Origin of the sequence: Methanosarcina sp. KYL-1, from assembly GCF_024372725.1 — an archaeon.
Lineage (GTDB): Archaea > Halobacteriota > Methanosarcinia > Methanosarcinales > Methanosarcinaceae > Methanosarcina.
Map to the genome: position 1 here is coordinate 72,416 of NZ_VOUA01000018.1, position 10,510 is coordinate 82,925.

Sequence of the window (10,510 nt, forward strand, 5' to 3'; positions counted from 1 at the left end):
CGAGCTGATAATCAAGGCATTCTGGCTAATGATACCCGCCTACCTCCCCAACCCCTTTGCAGCCGTCTTTGGGGGCGGAAAACCTATTGACGGCGGCAGGACTTATAAGGACGGAAAAAGGATTTTAGGGGACGGGAAGACCTGGAGAGGGCTCTTTTCAGGCATATTTTGCGGGTTTCTTGCAGGATGCATTGAGATCTGGCTGAGTTTCAGGGGCTTTGAAATTATGGGAATTGAAGTGCCTGCCTTCGGCCCGGACTACGCAAGCGCGCTCAAAGTCGTCCTTGCCCTTGCCTCCGGCGCCCTTTTCGGGGACATGTTCAAGAGCTTTTTCAAGCGCAGGATGGGCCTGAAAAGGGGCGCGTCCCTGCCATTTGTGGACCAGCTGGATTTTGTCGCCGGAGCCTGGGTATTCACATACCTGACAGATCCCGAATGGTTCGTAAGCAATTTTACCCCGGCTATAATAGTAACCGTCCTCGTAATGACTCCCCTGCTCCACCTTACGACAAACATAATCGGATACCTGATCGGAGTAAAGAAAGAACCCTGGTGAAATACCTTCAGGAACAGCCGACCCATCAGGAACAAACGGGCACAAGCCCATAAAAACACCGGTGAGACGATGAGTGAATCAAAACCAGAAACAAGAAATGAATTTGAAAAACAAAAACAGGAACTGATCGCAGCCCTCAAAGCCTGCGGAGCTGTACGCTACGGAGACTTTACGCTTGCATCGGGAAAGAAAAGCAAGTATTATATAGACATCAAGAAGGCCAGCACCGACCCAAAAACCCTGAAGCTTATTGCAAAGCAGGCAGCCCTCAGGATTAAGGAGATGGACGTGGGCACAGTTGCAGGAGTTGAACTGGGAGGCGTACCCCTGGCAACCGCGGTTTCCCTGGAAACCGAACTTCCCCTGCTCCTTGTCCGGAAATCCGAGAAGGCCTACGGCACAAAAAGCAGGTTCGTGGGCGAACTCCAGCCCGGAGATGCCCTGGTGCTGCTCGAAGACGTGACGACCAGCGGGGGCTCGGTAAAGGATGCAATCGAAGTTGTCCGGGAAGCAGGCGGGAACGTCAAATACGTGATAACGGTGGTTGACAGGGAAGAAAGCGCAAAAGAAAACCTCAGGGCAGTTGACGCGGAACTTATCCCCCTGGTAACCGCAAGCGACCTGCTGTAAAATACATGTGCTTTGAACTACCCACCCTGACGCCTCTGGCGGTAAGGGAGGGGCTTCCCCCCTGCAGAGCAAAATGCATATTGTTGAGCAAAATGTATTGTGACGAGCCCTAAGTGTATTCACTCCGAATGCTCATGCTGCAGGAAAGAAGAAGTAAACTTTATACTGAAGGTTTTATACTGAAATGAAAACTTCATACTGAAGGGAAAATTACTTTCCATACTTGAGGACACCTTTTTTAATTCTGGAGGCAGCCTCTATTCATCTCTTTTTGACCTTGGAGAAAGACATTATACCCCCTTCAATCCCTGAATCGAATCCGGGTTATTACGGAGTAAAAAACAAATTGAGATCTTCCTGCAAATTATTTACTTCCATCTTAACAGGCGTATTGCTCCCATCTTAACAGGAGCATTATTTTGAGGCAGATTCTATGAATTTTGAGTTTATTCTGTAGTTTAGGGGTTATCCTGTGAATTTTGAGATTATCACATGAGTTTTTAGGTTACCTGTGGAAGCTGGGGCTTCACCCTTTATTCCACCTGAAAAACTGAAAAAACAGAGCTTTAAGCCCTTACCCCTTTTTTGCATTATTACCCCTTTTTGCATTAAGTACTCCAGTAACTCCCCGGCGGAAGAGTGAAAGGAAGGACTTCCGAAAAACCCTTTCAAACATCCGGGATTTTTATATGAGATGTAGGACCCGACAATGAGAAGATATTTATTAGAAGAAATAGAGAACTAGGAACTCCTTTAGTGTATCGCTGATTGAAAGCTTTTATCCCTATAAACTAAATATTCCTATAAACCAAACTGCTGTTTATATTATAACCATACCGGAAACTTTTGAGGACTTAAAAACCACAAACCGTTTCTCCATAGCATTCACCCATCAGACATACCAGAAACAAATTTTAAAAGAAAAAGTAAATTTTTTCCAGACCAAGGAGAATGAAAATGAATATTTTGCTTATCGGCGGCGGCGGAAGGGAACACGCAATTGCCGAAGGAATAAAGAAAAGCAAGCACAACCCCTCCCTTTATGCGGTAATGGCAAAGAAAAACCCCGGCATTGCCGCCCTCTGTGAGGATTTCCTTTTAGAGAAGGAAACAGAAGTTGAAAAGATTGTAGAGTACGCAAAGGCCAGAAAAGTCGAGATGGCTTTTGTCGGTCCTGAAGCCCCCCTTGCAGCCGGGGCTGCTGATGCCCTCTGGGAAGCCGGGGTCCTCGTAGTCGGGCCAAAAAAGGCCTGTGCGGTAATTGAGTTTGACAAGGCCTGGGCCCGGAACTTCATGAAAAAATACGGGATCGAAGGCTGCCCGGCCTATGAAGTCTTCACGGAAGAAGGCCCTGCCCATGCTTTCATCGAGAAGCTCGGAGACGTTGCTGTCAAGCCTTCGGGCCTGACCGGCGGGAAAGGGGTCAAGGTAATGGGAGACCAGCTCCCGGACCTGGAAGCTGCAAAGGCATACACAAGCGAACTTCTTGAAAAAGGACCGGTGGTTATCGAAGAGCGCTTCATAGGAGAAGAGTTTACCCTGCAGGCCTTTGTGGACGGGAAGAACCTTGCCTATTTCCCTGCGGTGCAGGACCACAAGAGGGCTTATGAAGGCGACCTTGGGCCCAACACAGGCGGCATGGGTTCGTACACCGATGCGGGAGAAATCCTGCCTTTCATGCTCCCCGAAGATATTGAAAAGGCAAAAAAGATCATGCAGGACACGGTCAGGGCGCTTTACGAGGAAACCGGCAAGGAGACGGGCAGCGGATACCAGGGCATCCTCTACGGGCAGTTTATCCTCACGGCAAACGGCCCCAAAGTGGTGGAATTCAATGCCAGGTTCGGGGACCCCGAAGCCATGAACGTGATCCCCCTGATCGAGACGGACTTCGTGGAAGTTATGGCCGCAGTGGCAAACGGAACCCTTGACAAACTCCCTGTGCGCTTCAGCAGGAAAGCCACTGTGTGCAAGTATGCGGTCCCGGCCGGTTACCCGGACAACCCCGAGAAAGACAGTGAAGTTGTTGTCGGGGACATAGGAAAAGCTTCTCTTTACTACGCAAGTGTCTATGAAAAAGAAGGAAAAGTTTACACCACCGGCTCCCGCGCAATCGCGGTCGTTGGAAGCGCAGACACCATCGCCTCAGCCGAGGAAATCGCCCAGAGAGCTCTTGAAAACATAAAAGGTAACCTATTCTTCCGGAAAGACATCGGCACCGCTGACCTGATCCAGAAGAGAATAGACCACATGAAAGAGCTCAGGAGCTGATAGGCCAAAGGGCCCTGCAGGAAATCTTTGAGATAAAGATTGAATATCCTGCAGAAAAATACTGCGTGCAAATAAGTACTATGTTGTCGTATTAAGTTTAGATTCAGCCAGAAAGAACTCGGGGTTGAAACGATGAAGAAGGACGTACTTTCAATAACTGACCTGTCCCGGGAGGAGATCTATCAACTCCTTGAATCGGCCGTGGACCTGAAAGAAAAGCGGAAAGCCGGAAAGACAACGGAATTCCTGAAGAACAAAAGCCTTGGGATGATTTTTGAGAAATCCTCCACGAGGACCAGGGTTTCCTTCGAGGTTGCAATGAGCGATTTCGGAGGGCACTCCCTTTACCTGAACTCCAGGGACATCCAGGTGGGAAGAGGAGAGACTATCGAGGACACCGCAAGGACCCTTTCCGGTTACCTGCACGGAATCATGGCCAGGGTAATCAGCCACGAAACGGTGAAGAAGCTTGCCGAATACTCGACCATTCCCGTGATCAATGCCCTTTCGGACCGGGAACACCCCTGCCAGATCCTGGGCGACTTCATGACAATCATGGAGTTCAAGAACAGGCTCGAAGGCCTGAAATTTGCCTGGGTGGGAGACGGGAACAACGTCTGCAACTCCGCCCTGCTTGGCTCTGCAATCGTGGGAATGGAGTTTGTAATAGCCTGCCCGAAAGGCTATGAACCCAAAGCCGAATTCCTTGAGCAGGCAAAAGCCCTGGGAGGCAAGTTCACCATCACCGACGACCCCAGAGAGGCCGCAAAGGATGCCGACGTAATCTACACGGACGTCTGGGTCTCCATGGGCGACGAAGCCGAACAGGAAAAGCGCCTGAGGGACTTTACCAGGTTCCAGGTCAATGCCGAACTCCTCAAGCTTGCAAAGCCTGATGTAATTGTCATGCACTGCCTGCCTGCCAGGAGAGGCCTGGAGATTACCGACGAAGTCATGGACGGCCCCCACTCCGTGGTCTTCGAGGAAGCGGAAAACCGCCTGCATGCCCAGAAAGCCCTCATATTAAAATTACTGGCAAAACCCGATGAAACGAAAAGTTGATGAAATGAAAAATTTCATCAATTTTTTAATTCAAACCGGATATTTCCGGAAAACTGCCGGGATCGCACTCCACATATGAACTTAATTTCCCTTAAATATAAAATTTCCGGACAAGTGCCCGGGATTTTCCGCCCTCCGAAAGGGCTTTCAAGGAAAAAGTATAAGAACAAAGAACGCTACTATGTGCTCGCTGTAACATAAGCATCACTGTGCGAGGGTTGCCCAGCCAGGTCAAAGGCGCTAGGTTCAGGGCCTAGTCTTGTAGGAGTTCGTGGGTTCGAATCCCACCCCTCGCATCAAACTTTTTTGATTATATCGAGTAAAGCTGATTTTTTTTAGCTTATGATTTATTCCTTGTCATGAGGATTCATTGCCATCACTTATATTATATATTTTTTTAATTTGGAACTTGACTTTTCATATTTGCACCGATCTGTTTTGTTAAGAATCTCTCTTAACCAGTGATCCAGATTTTGGGATGAAGTCCCAAACGGCCTGTGAAAGCTCCGTCTGAATTGGAATAAAAACAATAAGTTTTAACGAGGTGTGTTGTGATCCGGGATGAAGGTTGTTCAGATTTTTTGAGAATATGCAGGATGACTATCTTTTTCAGTCATGGACACACCCATATATTTAAATAAGTAGGGTCATTTTCGGGCAAAAAGTTATATGAATGTCTTGCGTTTACGAAACCATGAAAAAAAAGTTTTCCAATAAAATCCTCATTGTAGGTTATGGCTCAGTTTCACAATGCACCCTACCCATTTTACTGGACAAACTCGATGTTCCGCTAGAAAACATTACCTTAATTGATTTTGAAGATAAATCAAGAGCTCTGAAAAAATATACTAATCAGGGATTAACATTTGTCTGTGAAAAGATCACCCCGGAAAATCTGGATCAGGTTTTGTCACAATATATGGAAAACGAAGGCCTGATTATTGATCTTTCATGGAATATCGATGCCAATGACATCATTAAGTGGTGCCATGAACACAATGTCTTGTACGTTAACACTTCGGTTGAAGTATGGGACCCTACTGAGGGATTTTTAACTAGAAGTCTATTGGAAAAATCGCTTTATTTACGGCAAATGAGATTGCTTGAACTTTCCCACGATTGGAAAGATGCACCGACTGCTGTCGTTGACCATGGCGCAAATCCCGGTCTGATAACCCACTTCGTAAAGCAGGGCTTGCTGGATATTGCCGCCAGCACCTGTGCAGATAAGAAAGTCTCTCCCGAGGATGAACAGGAAATTGCCCTCCTTGCAAAAAACAGGGATTTTGCCCGCCTGGCTCAGAAACTGGGGGTCAAAGTGATCCATTGCAGCGAGCGGGATACTCAGGTCGCAAACCGGGCAAAAGAGGTCAATGAATTTGTAGGGACATGGAGCATTGAAGGCTTGAGGGAAGAAGGAACGGCTCCTGTCGAAATAGCGTGGGGAACGCATGAGAACAAACTGCCGCCCCTGGCACATATGCCTCCGTACGGACCGAAAAATGTGATCTTCCTGCCCCAGATGGGTATGAATACATGGGTCAGATCGTGGATACCGGATGAAGAAATTGTAGGTATGGCGATCCGTCACGGCGAATCATATGGCCTTTCAAAACTGTTAACTGTTCGGGAAGATGGCGAGGCTGTCTATCGGCCCACCGTACATTATGCTTATATGCCCTGTCATGATACCCTTTCCTCCCTTTGCGAATTGCGAGGCAGGAACTATGAGCTTCAGCCCAGACTCAGAATAATGACAAATGAGATCGTTTCCGGCGAGGATGTAATTGGGGCTCTCCTGATGGGCCATTCTTATAACTCCTGGTGGACCGGGAGCGCACTGAGCATTGAAGAGACCAGGCCCCTTGCACCCGGCCAGAATGCCACCACTCTTCAGGTGGCTGCAGGTGTTGTTGCTGCTATACTCTGGATGCTTGAAAATCCGCGGGAAGGCATTAAAACGCCTGAGGACCTGCCTCATGATTTTGTCCTGGATATTGCCAGGCCGTACCTCGGAAAATTTATTTCCACACCGTCGGACTGGACACCGCTTAAAAACCGCAAAATACATTTCAAAGAGAATCCAGCCGTGAAACACGATCCCGATCCGTGGCAGTTTGAAAATTTCCTTTTCGTAGGTTGATTAAACTGCTGGATACCTGTAAGCCTCTATGAGGAGATTCAGCGTCTGGTTGCGCAGGAATTCGTGCGTTCAAATCGCACCCTCGCATCCAGACTTATTTCCAGTAATCAATAGAAATTTGTACCCTTTATCTTTTCTTTGCTTCCTCTTTTGTTATTCGGCTTTCGAGGCTTAGTTTTTTATTGACAACGCTTAGAAGCGTTGATTTGAGAAAAAACCAGGAAGCTATCGAATTAAATTATGTACATTGTAGACGAAGTTATCTGCTGCTGTTGTAAGGTATATGATATCCTCTATGAGATCCTCTTAAAAACTATCCTCATGTGCCGAAAATACCATAATCAAAATCAGCGCCTTTTAGACAACACAGAAACGGCATAATGTGATCCGACCATAGCGTTAATTTCTATCGTTTTTAGTTCCTGTATGACAAAATAAGGTGAGAGAAGATCCCTTATTTCGGATTCCGATGAGAAATACAGTGTTGTTCCAAGCTTCGTTTTTCGGAATTTGCCTGCGCCGCCAAATTGCGGGTCCTTCTCGGAAAAACAAACTGAAAAGTATAGTGCCCCCGGTTTCAGAACATTATACACATTTTTTATATAATTCTCCCGGTCTTCCGGAAAGATATGGTGCAAAAATTCCCAGTCATAGCCAAAGTCAAAAGTCTCTTTTACTCCATGCATGTCCCCGAGGAGATCGGCGACAATGAACCTGCACCTGACTCCCTTTTTTTCTGAGGTTTCAGCAGCGATCTTTATTGCGGCAGGGGAGCTATCGACACCACTTACCTCAAATCCCTGGCCTGCAAGGTATATCGCATAGTTGCCGGCACCACAACCGAAATCAATGGCCTTGCAGGGCCGGACTTTTCCGCTTTGTACAAGCTCAACAAGCGCATCCGGGGGCGTCTCGCTATTCCAAGGAATTTTATCAAGCGGTACATCCTGGTAAATTTTGTCGACATCGGCATATTTCATACGTGCTACTTCCGCAAAATGATTTATTTCTTATCTATAGTTCCTGACGCAGCCTGTTACATACATCAATGCTTACATTTCCTTATTGTGGGGAAGGAACAAATTACTATTGATCAAAAGGTAACTCTTGATGAGCTTAACTCTTTAATCAGGAATGAAAAGAATCCAGGAGTTCTGAAAAGACTCCAATCCCCTGATCACTCGCCTTGAACGCAATAAAAACAATCAGTTTTTTCTGTTGATCTACCCTAAACCCTTAAAGAAATTAACTTCAATGTACAACCACATACATTAAAAAAATATAATATCAACGTCAATCAGTTCATTTTCGAAAAATTTATATGCCGCCGACATTTATATATACTGTTGTAATAATTAGATCGGCGGAAAATGTCAAAAAACATCTCCCGATTAATGCTCTATTTTGAAAACAAAAGCAAAATAGGACTTTTTGAAACCCTATTGCAAAACAGCCCCCGGCAAAACAAGGATTGAAACAATAAAAACGAAGGAGGAAATTATATAAAACGAAATGAATACGATTGGGATAAGGGACTTAAGCCAGACATGAAATACTATCGAGGCTGGCATTTGATAGTTCTGGTCACCCTTATACTTGTCAACGTATATATGGAAATTAAATGGCTTTTCTTTAGTTAAAAATCGCAAAACAGCTCCCACGCAGTATATTATCAGGGTAACAGGTATCTCGAAAAAAGTGTACGTTACTGAAAAATATCCACAATACTGTTTCTAGAAAAATGCACTAACAAAAATTAGTTCTTTTATATAAAGTCAGATCAATAAAAAGTTACACGTTTTTGTATAGGCGATGCCCAAAATGCAAAGTGTTTTTTTAAAGTTTCACTGACTAAAAATAATTTTCATTTTTTTGGCCATGGGGACCAGTCATTGAAAACCAGTTGTAGAAGAACTTCTCTAAATATGTATTACCAAGCTGAATGTGTCTGTTTTCTCAATCAAGATCAATGACTCGCGGACACGGCCTAAGATTTTTGCGCCTTGTTATAGGAACAGGTGTTACATTTATGGCCCTCGCAGCATTTTTCCTCCTGTAAAGAAAAAAGAGTAAGGGGTAAAGTGACAGAGGAAAGAAGAAGGGATCTGCCCGAGTATGACTGAATTAATTTTTTCTGCCATCCGGTACATTATATGTAAGCAAATGGAGAACTTCACATGAAAAGTGAGCTACACCGAAACATATTGATTGCAACAGACGGGTCCGATAATACCTTGAGAGCTATTTCTTGCGGTATTGAACTTGCAAAACTCAGCGGAGCCACTGTCTACGCCCTCTACGTAGTAGATACACCATCTACAATTTCCGAAACATGGACTCTTGGCAAAGAAATGATCTACGAAGTTATGAGAAAAGATGGAGAGAAAGCAGTATCTAAAATAAAAAAGCTTGGAGAAGCTTCAGGGGTAGAAGTAAGAGAGGTTGTTTTGGATGGGTACCCGAGCAATGAAATTATCGATTTCGCGGAAAATAACAATATTGACCTGATAGTAATGGGCACCCTTGGAAAAACCGGACTCGACAGATTTCTGATCGGAAGCGTTGCAGAGAAAGTGGTAAGAGGATCAAAAGTTCCGGTAATGGTTGTCAGAGCTTATTGGTAAAGCTAAAACTTTCTATCAAAAGGAGAACACCTGATTTTGAAGAAAATAATAATAACACAGCATCGTACATTCTCTGAAAATATAGCAGATACATTCTCTGAAAAAACGGAGTCCACATCATGCAATATTACATAAAAGACAGCACCCTTGTCATTGAAGGCGATTTTGAAGCCGTGAGCACGGGCCTGAACGGCGGACGCTCCCGGGTAAACTACCTCTTCAACAAACAGGTCCCAAGGACCTTCAACCCCCCCGACCCCCGGAAATTTGTCCGGGATGCAGCCCTTGAACTAGGCATAAAGGAAACAAATTTCGGCCTCCTGACAGCCGTAAACATGGAATACCTCCAGGTCATCGAGGACGATTACCTCACAGTCTTCGTAACCGCCGGCGTAAGCAACGCATCCGAATTCCGGGTAGAAAAGGTCGGGACCATAAACATAATTCTCTTTTCCAGGGAGAAGCTCTCCGAGACCGCCCTCCTTGGAGCCATCATTACGGCCACGGAAGCAAAAGGCCTGGCACTCCTGGAAAAAGGCTACAATTTCCTGGGCACGAATACGGATGCAGTAATTGTTGCCTATGAGAATGATTCAGAAGAAAGAGACCGGCCGGAAATCCCCTACGCCGGTTCCAGCACAGAGTTCGGGAAAAAGATCACAAAGGCGGTCATAAAAGGAGTTAAGGCAGGGCTTGAGCTGAGGGGAGAATGAAACTGTAAAGAGAACGAAACTGCGAAAGAAAGACCTCGTCTGCATAAACCGGTCCTAACTGGTACTCAATTCGCTTTCATTATCAAACCAGGGGCCCATTTATTACCACTTTATTCAGGTTTGAAGACATGTTGGTGTTTGAATTAAAATTTCTTTTTTTGTCTTAGGGTAAAGCCGCCCGCCGCAGCGGGCGGGTTGGCGCGCCCTTTGCGGAGCAGGGACCGAACTCAGGGATGAAATGATAAACTCCAGTTAGACAGCCGGAACCTGTGTATTTTCGAAAGATTCGCTTAACCAACCGGACGAAAAAAGAAAACGAAAAGATCAGAAAAAGAAAAACAGAATTGAGGAAAGAGCAAACAGAATTAAAGAAATGAAAGGGATTATGGCAGCGATCCAGAGTTCCCGAAGGCTCGCGCACTTCAGTACAGTAAGGAACGCGGGCAGGCTTATCTGCTGTGTTCGGGATGGGTAACAGGAGTTGCCCTGCCGCTATGGCCGCCATAAGCAA

9 protein-coding genes, 1 tRNA gene and 1 rRNA gene are annotated in these 10,510 nt (G+C 45.7%); 8 read left to right on the forward strand and 3 right to left on the reverse strand.

Annotation, left to right across the window (positions count from 1 at the left end; translation table 11 throughout):
• Positions 1–10 precede the first annotated feature (10 nt).
• Entirely contained in the window at positions 11–556 is a 546-nt protein-coding gene (locus FTO70_RS12355) for a CDP-2,3-bis-(O-geranylgeranyl)-sn-glycerol synthase (RefSeq protein ID WP_255336071.1), read from the forward strand.
• A gap of 69 nt (positions 557–625) precedes the next feature.
• Positions 626–1,186: an orotate phosphoribosyltransferase gene (pyrE, locus tag FTO70_RS12360; protein ID WP_255336062.1), complete on the forward strand. Its 561-nt coding sequence runs from the start codon at positions 626–628 to the stop codon at positions 1,184–1,186.
• Positions 1,187–1,651: 465 nt separating this feature from the next.
• On the opposite strand, the gene FTO70_RS12365 is transcribed toward pyrE, so the two are convergent.
• Positions 1,652–1,795: a hypothetical protein gene (locus tag FTO70_RS12365; protein WP_255336063.1), complete on the reverse strand. Its 144-nt coding sequence runs from the start codon at positions 1,793–1,795 to the stop codon at positions 1,652–1,654.
• A gap of 348 nt (positions 1,796–2,143) precedes the next feature.
• Here FTO70_RS12365 and purD point away from each other — a divergent pair, with 348 nt between their 5' ends.
• From purD to FTO70_RS12385, 4 genes are all read left to right on the forward strand, one after another.
• On the forward strand, positions 2,144–3,457 hold the full coding sequence (purD, locus tag FTO70_RS12370) for a phosphoribosylamine--glycine ligase (RefSeq protein WP_255336064.1): 1,314 nt from the start codon (positions 2,144–2,146) through the stop codon (positions 3,455–3,457).
• 132 nt (positions 3,458–3,589) lie between these two features.
• Positions 3,590–4,519 carry an ornithine carbamoyltransferase gene (argF, locus tag FTO70_RS12375; RefSeq protein ID WP_255336065.1) on the forward strand — a complete coding sequence of 310 codons (930 nt, stop codon included), beginning with the start codon at positions 3,590–3,592 and terminating at the stop codon, positions 4,517–4,519.
• Positions 4,520–4,730: 211 nt separating this feature from the next.
• Positions 4,731–4,815 (forward strand) — tRNA-Leu (locus FTO70_RS12380).
• Between the two features lie 398 nt (positions 4,816–5,213).
• Positions 5,214–6,662 (forward strand): homospermidine synthase, encoded by a 1,449-nt coding sequence (locus tag FTO70_RS12385; RefSeq protein WP_255336066.1) that lies wholly within the window; start codon positions 5,214–5,216, stop codon positions 6,660–6,662.
• Between the two features lie 347 nt (positions 6,663–7,009).
• Here the strand turns inward: FTO70_RS12385 and FTO70_RS12390 are convergent, their stop codons facing one another.
• Positions 7,010–7,642: a class I SAM-dependent methyltransferase gene (locus FTO70_RS12390; RefSeq protein ID WP_255336067.1), complete on the reverse strand. Its 633-nt coding sequence runs from the start codon at positions 7,640–7,642 to the stop codon at positions 7,010–7,012.
• A 1,197-nt stretch (positions 7,643–8,839) separates the two neighbouring features.
• Between FTO70_RS12390 and FTO70_RS12395 the strand changes: the two genes are divergently transcribed.
• Positions 8,840–9,286: a universal stress protein gene (locus tag FTO70_RS12395; protein ID WP_255336068.1), complete on the forward strand. Its 447-nt coding sequence runs from the start codon at positions 8,840–8,842 to the stop codon at positions 9,284–9,286.
• A 119-nt stretch (positions 9,287–9,405) separates the two neighbouring features.
• Positions 9,406–9,999, forward strand: coding sequence for an adenosylcobinamide amidohydrolase (locus FTO70_RS12400; RefSeq protein WP_255336069.1), 594 nt, complete (start codon positions 9,406–9,408; stop codon positions 9,997–9,999).
• A gap of 383 nt (positions 10,000–10,382) precedes the next feature.
• Here the strand turns inward: FTO70_RS12400 and rrf are convergent.
• Positions 10,383–10,505: ribosomal RNA gene (gene rrf / locus FTO70_RS12405) — 5S ribosomal RNA — on the reverse strand.
• Positions 10,506–10,510 lie beyond the last annotated feature (5 nt).

Excerpts from the sequence above, each read along its gene's own strand:
- pyrE (WP_255336062.1), top strand. The coding sequence starts at position 626 with ATGAGTGAATCAAAACCAGAAACAAGAAATGAATTTGAAAAACAAAAA.
- FTO70_RS12365 (WP_255336063.1), bottom strand. The coding sequence starts at position 1,795 with ATGCAAAAAGGGGTAATAATGCAAAAAAGGGGTAAGGGCTTAAAGCTC.
- purD (WP_255336064.1), top strand. The coding sequence starts at position 2,144 with ATGAATATTTTGCTTATCGGCGGCGGCGGAAGGGAACACGCAATTGCC.
- argF (WP_255336065.1), top strand. The coding sequence starts at position 3,590 with ATGAAGAAGGACGTACTTTCAATAACTGACCTGTCCCGGGAGGAGATC.
- FTO70_RS12385 (WP_255336066.1), top strand. The coding sequence starts at position 5,214 with ATGAAAAAAAAGTTTTCCAATAAAATCCTCATTGTAGGTTATGGCTCA.
- FTO70_RS12390 (WP_255336067.1), bottom strand. The coding sequence starts at position 7,642 with ATGAAATATGCCGATGTCGACAAAATTTACCAGGATGTACCGCTTGAT.
- FTO70_RS12395 (WP_255336068.1), top strand. The coding sequence starts at position 8,840 with ATGAAAAGTGAGCTACACCGAAACATATTGATTGCAACAGACGGGTCC.
- FTO70_RS12400 (WP_255336069.1), top strand. The coding sequence starts at position 9,406 with ATGCAATATTACATAAAAGACAGCACCCTTGTCATTGAAGGCGATTTT.